Below are 15,814 nucleotides of genomic sequence, written 5' to 3'. Positions count from 1 at the left end.
GTCAATCCTCCTTGATTACACGCGACGGCGCTTCGGCGGACGGCAGCCGTTGTGCGGAATCGGCGTCACATCCAAAATGTTCGTCACCTTCAGACCAAGCGCATTCAGCGCACGAACGGCAGACTCACGACCCGGACCCGGGCCCTTGATCCGCACTTCCAGTGCCTTTACGCCGTATTCCAGCGCCACCTTGCCAGCCTTCTCTGCAGCAACCTGGGCCGCGAACGGGGTACTCTTGCGAGACCCGCGGAAACCGGCGCCACCTGAAGTCGCCCAGCTCAGGGCATTGCCCTGACGGTCGGTGATCGTGATCACCGTGTTGTTGAATGAAGCCTGGACGTGCGCGATGCCATCCGACACCGAGCGCTTGATTTTCTTCTTGGCTTTACCAGCCGAGGCAGACGCCTTGCTCATATTCTAATTCCGTTTGAAGTTTCTTACTTCTTGATCTGCTTACGCGGGCCCTTGCGGGTGCGCGCGTTGGTGCGGGTACGCTGGCCGCGGATCGGCAGGCCCTTGCGATGACGCAGGCCGCGGTAGCAGCCCAGATCAATCAACCGCTTGACGCTCATCGCCACTTCACGACGCAGATCACCTTCGACGGTGAACTTGCCGATCTCGGCACGCAAACGCTCGACCTCGGCCTCGCTGAGGCTCTTGACCTTGGTGGCCGGGTCGACACCAGCGCCCGCGCAGATCTTGCGTGCACTGCTACGCCCGATCCCGTAGATACTGGTCAAGCCGATCCACGCATGCTTGTTGACCGGGATATTGACTCCCGCGATACGTGCCATGAGTACTCTCCACTTCAAGAGCGCGACTGGTGGAACCGCCTATTGTAGCAGCTTCCTACCAGCGATGCGCAAGTTTCTTCTGATTCCGGGCTGACGGACAGCTTTACTTCAGCAAGCCGCCACGCCCGACGTTCTTGAGGTTCGCTTTCTTCAACAGACTGTCGTACTGGTGCGACATCAGATGCGCCTGAATCTGCGCCATGAAGTCCATCACTACAACCACCACGATCAACAATGACGTTCCACCGAAGTAGAACGGCACATCGAAATAGATCCGCATGATCTCCGGGAGCAGGCAGACCGCGACCAAGTAAAGGGCACCGACTGCCGTCAGACGCGTCAGCACGCCGTCAATGTATTCGGCCGTTGCCTTACCGGGGCGAATGCCCGGGATCAAGGCGCCGGACTTCTTCAGATTGTCAGCCGTCTCCTGCGCATTGAAGACCAACGCTGTGTAGAAGAAGGCGAAGAAGAAGATCAGTGCCGAGTAGATCAGCATGTGCAGCGGCTGCTCCGGACCCAGCATGGCCGCAACACGTTGCAGCCAGCGCGAGCCCTCTCCAGTTCCGAACCAGGTTGCAGCAGTCGCCGGAAACAGGATCAGGCTTGACGCAAAGATCGGCGGAATCACGCCCGACATATTCAGCTTCAGAGGCAGATGCGAGGACTGGTTCTGATAAGCCTGCCGCCCCGACATTCGACGCGCGTAATTCACGGTGATACGTCGCTGCGCTCGCTCCATGAACACCACGAACGCCGTCACCACGACCACAATGCCCAAGACCAGAATGATCGACAGGAACTGGAGCTGGCCGGTGCTGGCCAATTCCAGCGTCGTCGCAATCGCACCCGGGAAACCGGCCACGATGCCGGCGAAGATGAGGATCGAGATACCGTTCCCGATACCGCGCTCGGTCACTTGCTCACCAAGCCACATCAGATACATCGTGCCAGCCGTCAGACTGATCACCGCCGTCACCAGGAAGCCGACGCCAGGCGAGATCACCACGCTGCCGCCCTGCTGCTGCAAGGCGAAGGCCACGCCGAAGCCCTGGAAAATGGACAGACCCAGGGTGCCCCATCGGGTGTATTTCGTCAGCGTGCGTCGACCGGCCTCACCTTCCTTCTTCAGTGCCTGCAACGACGGCAGGGCCGTCGCCAGAATCTGAACCACGATCGACGCGGAGATATAAGGCATGACGCCGAGGGCGAAAACCGAGAAGCGCGCTAGCGCGCCGCCCGAAAACATGTTGAACACGTCGATGATGGTCCCGCGCTGCGACTGCATCAACTGCAGCAGGGCCTCGGGATTCACGCCCGGCACGGGAATGAAGCTGCCCGCCCGGAAGACGATCAGCGCACCGAGAACGAAAAGCAGACGCGAGCGCAGCTCGGTCATCTTTCCGAGCCCGCCCATCGCTGAGGCTGAACTGTTCGACGCCTTGGCCAAGAGTCTTACTCCACCGATCCGCCGGCTGCGAGGATTGCCGCCTTGGCACCCTCGGTACAGGCAATTCCGCGCACGTTGACCGCGCGAGTGATTTCGCCCTGCTTGACAATCTTCACGCGCTTGGCATTGGAACCGACCATGCCGGCCGCTTTCAGCGTGGCAAGGTCAACCAGATCGCCTTCGACCTTGTCCACACGGTAGAGCATGACTTCGGCCGCATCGGCAGACATCTTCGAGCGGAATCCGATTTTCGGCAGGCGACGCTGCAAGGGCATCTGACCACCCTCGAAGCCAGCCTTCACCTTGCCCTTGCCGGCGCGTGCGAACTGGCCCTTGTGACCGCGACCGCAGGTCTTGCCCAGGGTCGAGCCGATGCCGCGCCCGACGCGGCGGGCTTCCTTCTTGCTGCCCTCGGCGGGCTTGATCGTATTAAGTCTCACGGATACATCTCCACTCGTTCGACAGCGTCAGCTTTCGACACGAACCAGGTAATTGACCTTTTCTATCAGGCCGCGAACGCAGGGGCTGTCCTTCAGTTCGACGACGTGATTCATGCGCTTCAGTCCCAGAGCCTTGACGCACAGGCGATGACGCGCCGGCGTGCTGTTCGGGCTCTTCACCAGGCGGACGCGAACCGTTGCATTGTTTTCACTGCTCATGCGACTTCCCCGTCAACTCTTCCAGACTCTTGCCGCGCTTGGCAGCGTAGTCAGCCGGAGCTGCCATCCGCGCCAGACCCTTGATGGTGGCGCGCACCAGATTGATCGGATTACGCGAACCGAAGGACTTCGCCAACACGTTCTGTACGCCGACCACCTCGAAGACTGCGCGCATGGCGCCGCCGGCAATAACGCCGGTACCTTCGGAAGCAGGCTGCATGTACACCTTGGCCGCACCATGGACACCCTGAGCCGGATACCACAAGGTGCCTGCATTCAGGCTCACCTTGACCATGTTGCGACGAGCGCGGTCCATGGCCTTGGAGATTGCGGCGGGCACTTCTCGCGCCTTGCCGTAGCCGATTCCGACGCGACCGTTACCGTCGCCAACCACGGTCAGTGCCGTAAAGCCGAACTGCCGACCGCCCTTGACCACCTTGGCCACGCGGTTGACCGCAACCAGCTTTTCCAGCAGGCCATCACTACTTTCGTTATCGTTAGACATGCTACTCACCTATAGAGATCGAGGGGGCGGCAAAGCCGTCCTCAGAACTGGAGGCCGCCCTCGCGAGCCGCGTCGGCCAGCGCCTGGATACGTCCGTGGTACTTAAACCCCGAACGATCAAACGCAACTCGGTCTACTCCCGCCGCCAAAGCCAGCTTGGCAATCGCCTTGCCGACCGCAGCCGCTGCAGCCTTGTTCTTGGTTCCGGTCAGGCCCTCACGGACCTCCTTTTCCAAGGTTGACGCTGCCGCCAACACACCGGAGCCGCCAGCCGCGAAAACCTGGGCGTAAATATGCTGCCCACTGCGGTGTACGGTCAGCCGTGGAACCATCAGTTCCCGAATCCGATGCCGTGTCGATTGCGCTCTGCGCAGTCGCGCTTCTTTCTTGTCCACTTTGGCCATGACTATTAATGTCCTTGCATGAAACCGGGCCCAGACCGAAATCAGGCCTTCTTCGCTTCCTTGAGCGTGATCTTCTCGCCGCTGTAACGCACACCCTTGCCCTTGTAGGGCTCAGGCGGACGGAACGCGCGGATCTTCGCAGCAACCTGACCCACAGCCTGCTTGTCGGCGCCCTTGATCAGAATTTCTGTCTGAGTCGGCGTCTCGACGCTGACGCCCTCGGGCACCTTGAACAGCACCGGGTGCGAGAAGCCCAGGGTCAGATTGACATCGCGACCCTGCATGGCGGCGCGATAGCCAACACCGACCAGTTCAAGCTTGCGCTCATAACCGGCAGACACACCGGTCACCAGATTCGCCAGCAGCGCACGGACGGTGCCAGCCATGGCGTCGTTCGCCAGATCCGCAGGACTGACGTTGACCTGGCCGCCATCCACATTGACACTGACACCGGCCGGCTGCGCGATCGACAAGGTGCCCTTCGGTCCCTTGACGCTGATGGAACCCGCGGCCATCGACATCTCGACGCCCTTGGGCAGGGAAATTGGCTTTTTAGCTACACGTGACATGATGAACTCCTAGGATCACGCGACCAGGCACAAGACTTCGCCGCCCAGCCCTTCGGAACGGGCCTTGGCGTCGGTCATCAGACCCTTGGAGGTCGACACAATGGCGATGCCCAGTCCGCCCAGGATCGTCGGCAGACCATCCTTGCCACGATACTTGCGCAGGCCAGGTCGGCTGATTCGCTCGATCTTCTCGATCACCGGCCGGCCAAGGTAGTACTTGAGCTTCAAGCCCAGCACCCGCTTGCCCACGCCCGCTTCCGAGACCACCACGTCTTCGACGTAGCCCTCGTCTTTCAACAATTCGGCGATCGCGAGTTTCACCCGCGAAGCCGGCATCTGCACACTTGCCTTGCCCATGGCTTGCGCATTGCGGATGCGCGTCAACATGTCGGCAATTGGATCGGTCATGCTCATGACGATTACCTGATTCCTGAATTCTTACCAGCTGGCCTTGCGCAGACCCGGGACGTCGCCACGCATGGTGGCTTCGCGGAGTTTGTTTCGACCCAAGCCGAACTTGCGGTAGAAACCACGCGGACGACCCGACAGAGCGCAACGACTGCGCTGACGGCACGGACTGGAGTCACGCGGCAGCTTCTGCAGCTTGGCCTGTGCTTCCATCTTCTCTTCATACGACGCGGTCAGGCTCGAAATGACGGCCTTGAGTTCGATGCGCTTAGCACCGTACCGCTTGGCCAACTTCTCGCGCTTGATCTCGCGATTCACCATCGACGTTTTCGCCACGGGATATCTCCTGAACAGCGCGATCAGTTACGGAACGGGAAGCCAAATGCCTCCAGAAGCGCTTTCGCCTCCTGGTCGGTCTTGGCCGTGGTGGTGACACAGATGTCCATACCGCGAATCGCATCGACCTGGTCGAAATCGATTTCGGGGAAGATGATCTGCTCTTTCACACCAAAATTGTAATTGCCGCGCCCGTCGAAGGCCCGGCCCGAGAGGCCGCGAAAATCGCGTACACGCGGGAGTGAAACATTGACCAGGCGATCGAGAAACTCGAGCATCTGACGACGACGCAGGGTCACCTTGCAGCCAATCGGCCAGCCGTCGCGAATCTTGAAGGCCGCGATGGATTTCTTGGCCAAGGTGGTCACTGGCTTCTGGCCAGAGATCTTGGTCATGTCCTCGACAGCATTCTCAAGAATCTTCTTGTTGCCGACAGCTTCGCCCACGCCCATGTTGAGCGTGATCTTGACCAGACGCGGCACCTGCATCGGGTTGCTGTAGCCGAACTTCTCAACCAGTTTCGGTACTACAGTCTCACGGTAAAACGATTCGAGTCTCGCGCTCACGGTCAGCCTCTCAAACTATATCGATGACTTCGCCCGTGGAGCGGTACACGCGGACCTTGTGCTCCACACCGGCGTCGTTCTTGACGGTCTTGAAACCGACCTTGTCGCCCTTTTGGGTCTTGGGATTCAGCAGCATCACGTTGGACGCGTCGACTGCAGCCTCACGTTCGATGATTCCGCCCGGCTGGTTGGCCTGGGGATTCGCCTTGGTGTGACGCTTGACGATGTTCACGTTCTCAACATAGACGCGACCTTCCGCCGTGACGCGCGTGACTGCGCCCTTGCGGCCTTTGTCCTTGCCAGCGATCACCACAACCTGATCGCCTTTACGAATACGGTTCATAACCAACCCCTCAAAGCACTTCAGGAGCAAGCGACACGATCTTCATGAACCGTTCCGACCGCAATTCACGGGTCACGGGTCCAAAGATGCGAGTGCCGATCGGCTCAAGCTTGTTGTTCAACAAAACGGCGGCGTTGCCGTCGAAGCGCACGAGCGAGCCGTCGGCACGACGCACACCCTTGCGGGTACGTACCACCACTGCATCGTAGACCTCGCCCTTCTTCACCTTGCCACGCGGAATGGCCGCGCGCACGGAGACCTTGATCACGTCACCGATGTTGGCGTAGCGGCGCTTGGAACCACCCAGCACCTTGATACACATCAGTTCCTTCGCGCCACTGTTGTCGGCCGCGGCCAGCGTGCTCTGCATCTGGATCATGAGATGGTCTCCTCTTACTCGCCAGCGCGCCGGACGATTTCGGTGACCGCGTAGCTCTTGGTCTTGGAAATCGGGCGACAGGAAGTGATCGTGACCGTGTCACCTTCACAGGCGCCGAGTTCGTCGTGCGCATGGAACTTGGTCGAACGACGGATGTACTTGCCGTACATGCCGTGCTTGACCTGGCGCTCGACCAGGACCGTCACGGTCTTCTGCATCTTGTTGCTCACCACGACGCCAACCAGCGGTCGGGCCTTCTTGGTGGTTTCTGTCTGCTGCTCGCTCATGGCTTAACCTTTGCGCTCGATCTCGGCGATGACGGTCTTAACGCGTGCGACATCGCGACGTACACGCTTGATCTGATGGACCTGAGTCTGCTGACCCTGGCCGCGTTGCATGCGCAGATTGAACTGCTCCTGGCGCAGGCCGACGAGTTGCTCTTTCAACTCGACGATCGACTTGGTTCGTAGTTCACTGGCATTCATCACATCACCGAACGGGTAACGAAAATGGTCTTGACGGACAACTTGGCAGCGGCCAGAGCCAGCGCTTCACGCGCCTGTACTTCTGAAACCCCTTCCATCTCATAGATCATCCGGCCGGGCTGGATCTGCGCGACGTAGTACTCGACGTTGCCCTTTCCGTTACCCATGCGAACTTCGATCGGCTTCTTCGAAATCGGCTTGTCCGGAAACACTCGGATCCACAACTTGCCACCACGCTTGACGTAGCGGGAAATGGTCCGGCGGGCGGCTTCGATCTGCCGCGCAGTCAGCTGCCCGTGCTCAACGGCCTTGAGACCGTATTCGCCGAAACTGACCTTGTTCGCAACAAAGGCCAGACCATTGTTACGGCCTTTGTGCGCCTTGCGATACTTGGTTCGTGAAGGTTGCAGCATGGCTTCGATACTCCCTTACTTCGCCTGCGTGCGCTCGGCCTTGGTGTCAGCCTGAGGCGCATAGAGATCAAAGATGTCGCCGCGGTAGATCCATACCTTGACACCGATGATGCCGTAGGTGGTCTTAGCTTCAGCGAACCCATAGTCGATGTCGGCTCGCAGCGTGTGCAGCGGAACGCGACCTTCGCGGTACCACTCCGAGCGCGCGATTTCCGCACCGTTCAAACGACCGGCAACGCTCACCTTGACACCGAGGGCACCGAGGCGCAGCGCGTTCTGCACCGCGCGCTTCATGGCGCGGCGGAACATGATGCGACGCTCGAGCTGCTGGGTGATCGACTCGGCCACCAGCTGCGCATCAAGCTCCGGCTTGCGGATCTCGGCCACATTGACGTGCGTGGGCACGCCCATGATGTCCGACACTTCCTTGCGCAGCTTTTCGATGTCCTCACCCTTCTTGCCAATCACCACACCCGGACGGGCGGTGTGAATGGTGAGGCGGGCGGTCTTCGCAGGACGCTCGATCTGAATCTTGCTGATGCCGGCCTGGCTGAGACGGCTCTTCAGGTACTCGCGCACCTTGAGATCCGCCACCAGATAGTCGGCAAATTCCTTGCGGCCGGCATACCACTTCGAATTCCAGTCTCGGGAGATTCCGAGACGGATGCCAACGGGATTGACTTTATGACCCATGTTTTGATCCTCAGTCCGCGCGGCCGTCGCCGACAATCACGGTGATGTGACTCGTGCGCTTGATGATTCGGTTCGCGCGACCCTTGGCGCGAGCATGCAGACGCTTCAGCTGCGGACCTTCGTCCACGCAGATCGTCTGGACCTTGAGCTCGTCGACATCGGCGCCCAGGTTGTTTTCGGCATTGGATACCGCGGACAGCAGTACCTTGCGAATCATCCCTGCAGCCTTCTTCGGGCTGAACGTCAGCAGTTGCTCTGCCCGTCCGACCGCCATGCCCCGCACCTGGTCAGCAACCAGACGAGCCTTCTGCGGCGAGATCCTCGCCGTACGCAGTATTGCGCGCGCTTCCATGATTACCTACCCGCCTTTTTGTCGCCGGAGTGGCCCTTGAAGGTGCGCGTCGGCGCGAACTCTCCAAGCTTGTGGCCCACCATGTTTTCGTTGATCACCACCGGAACGTGCAACCGACCGTTGTGAACCGCGATCGTCAGACCCACCATTTCCGGCAGGATCATCGAACGACGCGACCAAGTCTTGATCGGCTTCTTGCTGTTCCCCGCCGCCGCCACTTCAACCTTCTTGAGAAGGTGCAGATCGGCGAAGGGGCCTTTCTTCAATGAACGAGACATGATTCCTTAGCCCTCAATCAGCCGTTACGACGGCGCACAATGAACACACTGGTGCGCTTGTTCTTGCGCGTCTTGTAGCCCTTGCTCGGCGTACCCCACGGCGACACCGGATGCGGGTTGCCCTGGCCGGATCGGCCTTCACCACCACCGTGCGGGTGATCGACCGGGTTCATGGCTGCACCGCGAACCGTCGGACGAATGCCTCGCCAACGCGTGGCACCGGCCTTGCCGAGACTCTCGAGGTTGTGCTCGGAGTTAGACACTTCACCCACGCAGGCGCGGCAATCAGCCGGCACCTTACGCATTTCGCCGGAGCGCAGTCGCAGCGTCGCGTAGCCCTGCTCCCGGGCCACCAACTGGGCCGAGGCACCAGCGGCGCGAGCCAGCTGTGCGCCCTTGCCGGGCTTCATTTCAATGCAATGGACCGTGCTGCCGATCGGCATGTTGCGCAGCGGCAGGCAATTGCCGTTTTTGATCGGCGCATCGCGGCCGCTGAGGATCGCATCGCCCACCTTCGCACCCTTGGGCGCAATGATGTAACGACGCTCGCCATCGATGTACAGCAGCAGGGCAATGTGCGCAGTGCGGTTGGGATCGTATTCGAGACGCTCGATCTTGGCTGCAATGCCGTCCTTGTCGCGCTTGAAATCGATCAGACGGTAATGCTGACGCGAACCACCGCCGCGATGACGCGTGGTGATGCGACCGTGGTGATTACGACCACCGGTCTTGTCCTGGGGCTCGACCAGCGGCTTGTATGGACCTCCCTTGTGCAGCTCGGGGGTCACAACACGAACCACGCCGCGGCGACCGGGGGACGTTGGCTTAACTTTAATCAGAGGCATGATCGCTTTCCTCTCAGGCCTGCGTGCCGAATTCGATGGACTGACCGTCGGCCAGCGTGACATAGGCCTTCCGCCAGTCGGCGCGCTTGCCAGTGCGCCCACGGAAACCCTTGCTCTTGCCTTTCACGTTCAGAACCCGGACGCCCTCGACCTTGACCTTGAACAGCGTTTCAACCGCTGCCTTGACGTCAAGCTTGGTGGCAGTGGTCGCCACTTCGAACACATACTGGTTGTGGTCGGCCTGGATACGGGCCGCCTTTTCCGAGATCCGCGGTGCGATCAGCACCGACAGCAATCGCTGATTACTCACGACAGCCACTCCTCAATCTTCTTGACCGCGTCGACCGTCAGCACCAGGTTGTCGGTGCCGACCAGACTCGCCGGGTTCAACCCATGCACATCAACGACGTGCACGTGGGGAATATTGCGTGCCGCGAGGTAAGCATTCTCACTGACTTCACTGGCCACAAAGGTAGCGCGATTGACACCGAGCTCGTTCAACTTCGCGACAAAGGACTTGGTCTTGCTGTCAGCAATCTCAAGGCCGGCGATCACACGCACGCGGTCCTGGCGGATCAACTCCGAGAGAATCGTCTGCATGGCAGCGCGATACATCTTGCGGTTGACCTTCTGCGCAAAGCTGCGCGGACGAGCGGCGAAGGCGCGGCCACCACCGACAAAGATCGGCGCACGGTAATCGCCGTGACGGGCGCCGCCGCCCTTCTGCTTCTTGAACTTCTTCGTCGTTCCGGACATTTCGGAACGGGTCTTCTGCTTCTTGGTACCCGCGCGACCGGCATTGCGGTACGCGGTGACGATCTGATGAACCAGCGCCTCCGAATAGGGGCGATTGAACACCGCCTCGGAAACCTGCATCGGGCTCGCGCCCACGACATTCAATTCCATGGTCATTCCTCAGCGCCCCTTCGATGCGGGCCGCACGACGACGTCACCACCCGGCGCGCCGGGAATGGCACCACGAACCAGCAGCAGATTGCGCTCGACATCGACGCGCACCACGCGGAGGTTCTGAGTGGTCTCGTTGACGTGACCCATGTGGCCGGCCATCTTCTTGCCCTTGAACACGCGGCCCGGCGTCTGGCGCTGACCGATGGAACCCGGGGAACGGTGGCTCAGCGAGTTACCGTGGGTGGCATCGCCCATCGTGAAGTTCCAGCGCTTGATCGTGCCCTGGAAGCCCTTGCCGCGAGTCACACCAGCGACATCGACGATCTGGCCTTCGGTGAACACATCTGCCTTCAGCTCGGCGCCGACATCGAACTTGCCGACATCAGCCGAATCCAGACGGAATTCCCAGAGGCCGCGGCCCGGGCCGGTCTTCGCCTTCGCGAAATGCCCCGCCTGCGGCTTGTTGACGAGCGCCGTGCGCTTGCTGCCCGTCGTGACCTGGATGGCATCGTAACCATCCGTGTCCTTGGTCTTGACCTGGGTCACGCGATTTGCTTCCACCTCGATGACCGACACCGGCACCGACTCGCCGTTCTCGGTAAACACTCGGGACATGCCGCACTTGCGGCCAACCAATCCGATAGTCATGACTGATCTCCTCGAGTTCTCAGTAGAGCTTGATCTGAACGTCGACGCCCGCGGCCAGGTCGAGCTTCATCAGCGCGTCCACGGTCTTGTCGTTCGGGTCGACGATATCCATCACACGCTTGTGCGTGCGGGTCTCGTACTGGTCACGCGCGTCCTTGTCGACGTGCGGCGAAGTGAGCACGGTGTAGCGCTCGATCTTCGTGGGAAGAGGGATAGGACCTCGGACCTGAGCCCCGGTGCGGCGGGCGGTCTCGACGATCTCGCTGGCAGACCTGTCGATCAGACGATGATCGAAAGCCTTCAGCCGAATACGAATTCGCTGTTGCTGAGCCATGTTTCTCTCCGTAGCGGTGTTCACGCCGCGCATTTCGCGCGTTCGCCACATCCTTGAGCCTACGCTCCACCGCCGATGTTTGTTCTCGCTCGCAAAGCGAGCAAGAGGGCCGCGAACTATACTCCGCGGCGTTGTAATTGCCAAGCCCTAAACGAAACTGTTTATGTTCGGTTAAAGCAGATCTCTAAAGTCCCCGCCTCCTGGCAGGGACCCGCAGCCATTCCTTACTTGATGACCTTGGCGACGACACCGGCGCCAACGGTACGGCCGCCTTCGCGAATCGCGAATCGCAGACCTTCTTCCATCGCGATCGGCGCAATCAGCGACACCACCATCTTCACGTTGTCGCCCGGCATCACCATCTCCACGCCTTCCGGCAGCTCACAGTTGCCCGTGACGTCGGTCGTGCGGAAGTAGAACTGCGGACGATAACCCTTGAAGAACGGCGTGTGACGACCACCCTCTTCCTTGCTCAGCACGTACACTTCGGCTTCGAAGTTGGTGTGCGGATTGATCGAACCCGGCTTGCAGATGACCTGACCGCGCTCGACGTCATCACGCTTGGTGCCGCGCAGCAGCAGACCCACGTTGTCGCCCGCCTGGCCCTGATCCAGCAGCTTGCGGAACATCTCGACGCCGGTCACGATCGTCTTGATCGTCGGCTTCAGGCCCACAATCTCGATTTCCTCGCCCACCTTCACAATGCCGCGCTCCACGCGACCGGTCACCACCGTGCCACGACCCGAAATCGAGAACACGTCTTCGACCGGCATCAGGAAGGGCTTGTCGATGTCACGCTGCGGCTCCGGAATGTAGGTGTCCAGCGCATCCACCAGCTTCAGGATCGACGGCACGCCGATCTCGCTCTGATCACCTTCCAGCGCCTTCAGCGCCGAACCATGGATGATCGGCGTATCGTCGCCCGGGAAGTCGTACTTGCTCAGCAGCTCGCGAACTTCCATTTCCACCAGCTCGAGCAGCTCGGCGTCGTCCACCATGTCCGCCTTGTTCAGGTAGACCACGATGTACGGCACGCCCACCTGGCGCGACAGCAGAATGTGCTCACGGGTCTGCGGCATCGGGCCGTCAGCCGCCGAGCACACCAGGATCGCGCCGTCCATCTGCGCCGCACCCGTGATCATGTTCTTCACGTAGTCGGCATGACCCGGGCAATCGACGTGCGCGTAGTGGCGGTTCGGCGATTCGTACTCGACGTGCGCGGTCGAGATCGTGATGCCGCGCGCCTTCTCTTCCGGCGCCTTGTCGATCTGGTCGTACGCCTTGAATTCTCCACCAAAACGCTCTGCACCAATCTTGGTCAACGCCGCGGTCAGCGTCGTCTTCCCGTGATCCACGTGGCCAATCGTGCCCACGTTGACGTGCGGCTTGGTGCGCTCAAATTTGCTCTTGGACATGGCGAACTAACCTTTGATCTCTGGTTGTGCTTGGGACAATGAGCTTGCTAGCTCAGGACTTTTTCGTGACGGCTTCGGCGATGTTGGCCGGAGCTTCTGCGTAATGATCGAATTCCATGGTGAAGGTGGCTCTGCCCTGTGTCATCGAGCGCAGCGAAGTGGCATAGCCAAACATTTCACCCAACGGGACGGTCGAGTTGATCACCTTCCCGGAGGATGTTTCGTCGCTGCCCTGGAGTACACCGCGACGGCGGGAAATATCGCCCATGACGTCGCCCATGTAGTCCTCGGGCGTCACCACCTCGACCTTCATGATGGGCTCCAGCAGCACCGGAGACGCCTTCATGAAACCTTCCTTGAAGCCCATCGATCCAGCGATCTTGAAGGCCATTTCGTTGGAATCGACCTCGTGATAGGAACCGTCCACGATGCGTACCTTGACGTCCACGATCGGAAAACCCGCCATGACGCCAGCCGCAACCGCTTCCTGAATCCCTTTGTCGACCGCAGGAATGTATTCCTTGGGTACGACGCCACCGACAATCGCATTCTCGAACAGATAACCCTCACCGCGCTCACGCGGCTCGATCTCCAGCACGACATGACCGTACTGGCCGCGGCCACCCGACTGGCGCACGAACTTGCCGTCCTGCCTGACCGAGCGACGGATGGTTTCGCGATAGGCGACCTGAGGCTTGCCGACATTGGCTTCTACGCCAAACTCGCGCTTCATGCGGTCGACAATGATCTCGAGGTGCAACTCACCCATGCCCGAGATGATGGTCTGACCCGACTCTTCGTCGGTACGTACGCGAAAGCTCGGGTCTTCCTGCGCCAGGCGCGACAGGGCGATACCCATCTTTTCCTGATCGACCTTGGTCTTCGGCTCGATCGCCATGGCGATTACGGGCTCGGGGAAGACCATACGCTCCAGCGTGATGACGTTGTCCAGGGCGCACAGCGTGTCGCCGGTGGTGACATCCTTGAGACCTACGGCAGCGGCGATATCTCCCGCCCGCACTTCCTTGATCTCTTCGCGCTGGTTGGCGTGCATCTGCAACATCCGACCAACCCGCTCCTTGCGGCTCTTGACCGGGTTGTACACGGTGTCACCGGAGCTCAGCGTGCCCGAGTAGACCCGGAAGAAGGTCAACGTTCCCACGTAGGGATCGGTGGCAATCTTGAACGCCAGTGACGAGAAGGGCTCGGTGTCGAGCGCCGCACGCGTGGCTTCGACCTCACGCTCATCAGTACCCCGTACCGGCGGACGATCCACCGGCGAAGGCAAGAGCGACACCACCGCATCCAGCATTGCCTGCACGCCCTTGTTCTTGAAGGCCGTGCCGCAGAACACCGGAATCAGACTGGTCGCCAGAGTACCGGCGCGCAGGCCGGCGATGATCTCGTCCTCGCTCAGCTCCACGCCATCCAGGTACTTGTTCATCAGCTCTTCGACGGCCTCGGCGGCGGCCTCGACCATGAATTCGCGCGCCTTCTTGCTGCGCTCCACCAGATCAGCCGGGATATCGCGGTATTCGAACTTCATGCCCTGTGAAGCCGGATCCCAATGGATGGCCTTCATCTTGAGCAGATCAACCACGCCCTCGAAATGATCCTCGGCACCGATCGGCACCTGCATCGGCACCGGGTTGGCAGCCAGACGGTTCTTCAGTTGGTCCACAACCTTGTCGAAATCGGCGCCGGCGCGATCCATCTTGTTGACGAACGCCAGTCGCGGCACACCATATTTGTTGGCCTGACGCCACACGGTTTCCGACTGCGGCTGGACGCCGCCGACCGCACACAACACGAACACGGCACCGTCGAGCACGCGCAGGGAGCGTTCGACTTCAATGGTGAAGTCGACGTGCCCTGGCGTATCGATGATGTTGAAACGGTGCTGTGGGAAAGACTGATCCATGCCAGTCCAGAAACACGTGGTGGCAGCGGAGGTGATCGTGATTCCACGCTCCTGCTCCTGCTCCATCCAGTCCATCGTCGCCGCACCTTCATGCACTTCACCGATCTTGTGATTGACGCCGGTGTAGTAAAGGATGCGTTCGGTCGTCGTCGTCTTTCCGGCATCGATGTGAGCCATGATGCCGAAATTACGATAGCGCTCGATGGGGGTGTCTCGGGCCACGGCTAAGAATCCAGATCAGTCGAGGTCTTACCAGCGGTAGTGCGAGAACGCCTTGTTGGCCTCAGCCATGCGATGGGTTTCTTCGCGCTTCTTCACGGCCGAACCGCGATTCTCGGAAGCGTCCATCAACTCGCCGGCCAGTCGACGCGGCATCGAGGTCTCACCGCGCTTGCGCGCAGCGTCGATCACCCAGCGCATGGCCAGCGCCGAGCGACGTGCCGGACGCACTTCAATCGGTACCTGGTAGGTGGCACCACCAACACGGCGGGACTTGACCTCGACCACCGGAGCAACATTGCTCAGGGCCTTTTCGATCAGACCGACGGCATCGCTGTTCTTGCCGCTGATTTCGTCGATAGCACCGTACAGGATGCTTTCGGCGACGGCTTTCTTGCCGCTACGCATGATCATGTTGACAAAACGCGCGATCACCACGTTCCCGAATTTCGGGTCGGGCAGGATAGCGCGTTGCGGATGTGAACCTTTGCGGGACATGGCAGATCTCGACTGTGATTACTTGGGACGCTTGGCGCCGTACTTGGAACGGCTCTGCTTGCGCTTGGCAACGCCGGAGGCATCAAGCGAACCGCGCACGGTGTGATAACGCACACCAGGCAGATCCTTGACACGACCACCGCGGATCAGCACCACGGAGTGCTCCTGCAGGTTATGACCTTCGCCACCGATGTAACTGATGACTTCAAAGCCATTGGTCAAACGCACCTTGGCCACCTTGCGAAGTGCCGAATTCGGCTTCTTCGGGGTGGTGGTGTAGACACGAGTACAAACGCCACGCTTTTGCGGGCAGTTCTCAAGCGCCGGAGACGCGGTCTTGAAAGACTTCGGTGACCGCGGCTTACGCACCAACTGGTTTACTGTCGCCATT

Annotated in this window: 28 protein-coding genes; all 28 read right to left on the bottom strand. The window is 60.3% G+C overall.

Annotation, left to right across the window (positions count from 1 at the left end):
• Positions 1-15: 15 nt before the first annotated feature.
• Positions 16-414: a 30S ribosomal protein S11 gene (rpsK, locus tag H7A19_02745; GenBank protein ID MCP5473738.1), complete on the bottom strand. Its 399-nt coding sequence runs from the start codon at positions 412-414 to the stop codon at positions 16-18.
• A 23-nt stretch (positions 415-437) separates the two neighbouring features.
• Positions 438-794, bottom strand: a complete 357-nt coding sequence (gene rpsM, locus H7A19_02740) for a 30S ribosomal protein S13 (protein ID MCP5473737.1) — start codon at positions 792-794, stop codon at positions 438-440.
• 103 nt (positions 795-897) lie between these two features.
• The gene (gene secY, locus H7A19_02735) at positions 898-2,211 is read right to left on the bottom strand and encodes a preprotein translocase subunit SecY (GenBank protein MCP5473736.1); all 1,314 of its coding nucleotides are present in this window, start codon (positions 2,209-2,211) and stop codon (positions 898-900) included.
• 38 nt (positions 2,212-2,249) lie between these two features.
• Positions 2,250-2,684 (bottom strand): 50S ribosomal protein L15, encoded by a 435-nt coding sequence (gene rplO, locus H7A19_02730; GenBank protein ID MCP5473735.1) that lies wholly within the window; start codon positions 2,682-2,684, stop codon positions 2,250-2,252.
• A gap of 27 nt (positions 2,685-2,711) precedes the next feature.
• Entirely contained in the window at positions 2,712-2,903 is a 192-nt protein-coding gene (gene rpmD, locus H7A19_02725; GenBank protein MCP5473734.1) for a 50S ribosomal protein L30, read from the bottom strand.
• Entirely contained in the window at positions 2,893-3,408 is a 516-nt protein-coding gene (gene rpsE / locus H7A19_02720; GenBank protein ID MCP5473733.1) for a 30S ribosomal protein S5, read from the bottom strand. Before rpsE ends, rpmD begins: the two co-directional genes overlap by 11 nt.
• Positions 3,409-3,449: 41 nt before the next feature.
• Entirely contained in the window at positions 3,450-3,803 is a 354-nt protein-coding gene (gene rplR / locus H7A19_02715; GenBank protein ID MCP5473732.1) for a 50S ribosomal protein L18, read from the bottom strand.
• A 50-nt stretch (positions 3,804-3,853) separates the two neighbouring features.
• Positions 3,854-4,381 (bottom strand): 50S ribosomal protein L6, encoded by a 528-nt coding sequence (gene rplF / locus H7A19_02710; protein ID MCP5473731.1) that lies wholly within the window; start codon positions 4,379-4,381, stop codon positions 3,854-3,856.
• 15 nt (positions 4,382-4,396) lie between these two features.
• Complete coding sequence (rpsH, locus tag H7A19_02705) at positions 4,397-4,795, bottom strand: 30S ribosomal protein S8 (protein ID MCP5473730.1); 399 nt, start codon at positions 4,793-4,795, stop codon at positions 4,397-4,399.
• A 24-nt stretch (positions 4,796-4,819) separates the two neighbouring features.
• Complete coding sequence (gene rpsN / locus H7A19_02700) at positions 4,820-5,125, bottom strand: 30S ribosomal protein S14 (protein ID MCP5473729.1); 306 nt, start codon at positions 5,123-5,125, stop codon at positions 4,820-4,822.
• 23 nt (positions 5,126-5,148) lie between these two features.
• Complete coding sequence (gene rplE / locus H7A19_02695) at positions 5,149-5,691, bottom strand: 50S ribosomal protein L5 (GenBank protein MCP5473728.1); 543 nt, start codon at positions 5,689-5,691, stop codon at positions 5,149-5,151.
• Between the two features lie 10 nt (positions 5,692-5,701).
• On the bottom strand, positions 5,702-6,034 hold the full coding sequence (gene rplX, locus H7A19_02690) for a 50S ribosomal protein L24 (protein MCP5473727.1): 333 nt from the start codon (positions 6,032-6,034) through the stop codon (positions 5,702-5,704).
• Between the two features lie 10 nt (positions 6,035-6,044).
• Entirely contained in the window at positions 6,045-6,413 is a 369-nt protein-coding gene (rplN, locus tag H7A19_02685) for a 50S ribosomal protein L14 (GenBank protein MCP5473726.1), read from the bottom strand.
• Positions 6,414-6,427: 14 nt separating this feature from the next.
• Positions 6,428-6,700 carry a 30S ribosomal protein S17 gene (gene rpsQ, locus H7A19_02680; GenBank protein MCP5473725.1) on the bottom strand — a complete coding sequence of 91 codons (273 nt, stop codon included), beginning with the start codon at positions 6,698-6,700 and terminating at the stop codon, positions 6,428-6,430.
• Positions 6,701-6,703: 3 nt separating this feature from the next.
• Positions 6,704-6,898: a 50S ribosomal protein L29 gene (gene rpmC / locus H7A19_02675; protein ID MCP5473724.1), complete on the bottom strand. Its 195-nt coding sequence runs from the start codon at positions 6,896-6,898 to the stop codon at positions 6,704-6,706.
• The gene (rplP, locus tag H7A19_02670; GenBank protein MCP5473723.1) at positions 6,898-7,311 is read right to left on the bottom strand and encodes a 50S ribosomal protein L16; all 414 of its coding nucleotides are present in this window, start codon (positions 7,309-7,311) and stop codon (positions 6,898-6,900) included. The genes rpmC and rplP overlap by 1 nt, the downstream gene beginning before the upstream one ends.
• A gap of 15 nt (positions 7,312-7,326) precedes the next feature.
• Positions 7,327-8,004, bottom strand: coding sequence for a 30S ribosomal protein S3 (gene rpsC / locus H7A19_02665; protein ID MCP5473722.1), 678 nt, complete (start codon positions 8,002-8,004; stop codon positions 7,327-7,329).
• 10 nt (positions 8,005-8,014) lie between these two features.
• On the bottom strand, positions 8,015-8,356 hold the full coding sequence (gene rplV / locus H7A19_02660; protein ID MCP5473721.1) for a 50S ribosomal protein L22: 342 nt from the start codon (positions 8,354-8,356) through the stop codon (positions 8,015-8,017).
• Between the two features lie 2 nt (positions 8,357-8,358).
• Positions 8,359-8,634: a 30S ribosomal protein S19 gene (gene rpsS / locus H7A19_02655; protein MCP5473720.1), complete on the bottom strand. Its 276-nt coding sequence runs from the start codon at positions 8,632-8,634 to the stop codon at positions 8,359-8,361.
• 17 nt (positions 8,635-8,651) lie between these two features.
• Complete coding sequence (gene rplB, locus H7A19_02650) at positions 8,652-9,479, bottom strand: 50S ribosomal protein L2 (protein ID MCP5473719.1); 828 nt, start codon at positions 9,477-9,479, stop codon at positions 8,652-8,654.
• 13 nt (positions 9,480-9,492) lie between these two features.
• The gene (rplW, locus tag H7A19_02645) at positions 9,493-9,789 is read right to left on the bottom strand and encodes a 50S ribosomal protein L23 (GenBank protein MCP5473718.1); all 297 of its coding nucleotides are present in this window, start codon (positions 9,787-9,789) and stop codon (positions 9,493-9,495) included.
• Positions 9,786-10,385, bottom strand: a complete 600-nt coding sequence (rplD, locus tag H7A19_02640; protein MCP5473717.1) for a 50S ribosomal protein L4 — start codon at positions 10,383-10,385, stop codon at positions 9,786-9,788. The genes rplW and rplD overlap by 4 nt, the downstream gene beginning before the upstream one ends.
• A 9-nt stretch (positions 10,386-10,394) precedes the next feature.
• Positions 10,395-11,036, bottom strand: coding sequence for a 50S ribosomal protein L3 (gene rplC, locus H7A19_02635; protein ID MCP5473716.1), 642 nt, complete (start codon positions 11,034-11,036; stop codon positions 10,395-10,397).
• Between the two features lie 19 nt (positions 11,037-11,055).
• Positions 11,056-11,370, bottom strand: a complete 315-nt coding sequence (gene rpsJ, locus H7A19_02630) for a 30S ribosomal protein S10 (GenBank protein ID MCP5473715.1) — start codon at positions 11,368-11,370, stop codon at positions 11,056-11,058.
• Positions 11,371-11,594: 224 nt separating this feature from the next.
• Positions 11,595-12,785, bottom strand: coding sequence for an elongation factor Tu (gene tuf / locus H7A19_02625; GenBank protein ID MCP5473714.1), 1,191 nt, complete (start codon positions 12,783-12,785; stop codon positions 11,595-11,597).
• A 52-nt stretch (positions 12,786-12,837) separates the two neighbouring features.
• Positions 12,838-14,928: an elongation factor G gene (gene fusA / locus H7A19_02620; GenBank protein MCP5473713.1), complete on the bottom strand. Its 2,091-nt coding sequence runs from the start codon at positions 14,926-14,928 to the stop codon at positions 12,838-12,840.
• Positions 14,929-14,955: 27 nt separating this feature from the next.
• Entirely contained in the window at positions 14,956-15,423 is a 468-nt protein-coding gene (gene rpsG, locus H7A19_02615) for a 30S ribosomal protein S7 (protein ID MCP5473712.1), read from the bottom strand.
• Between the two features lie 18 nt (positions 15,424-15,441).
• Positions 15,442-15,813 carry a 30S ribosomal protein S12 gene (rpsL, locus tag H7A19_02610; GenBank protein MCP5473711.1) on the bottom strand — a complete coding sequence of 124 codons (372 nt, stop codon included), beginning with the start codon at positions 15,811-15,813 and terminating at the stop codon, positions 15,442-15,444.
• Position 15,814: the final 1 nt, after the last annotated feature.

It is taken from the genome of Rhodanobacteraceae bacterium, from assembly GCA_024234055.1.
GTDB lineage: Bacteria > Pseudomonadota > Gammaproteobacteria > Xanthomonadales > SZUA-5 > JADKFD01.
Note: the sequence above shows the minus strand (reverse complement) of the source record. Positions and strands in the feature narration are given on the sequence as shown.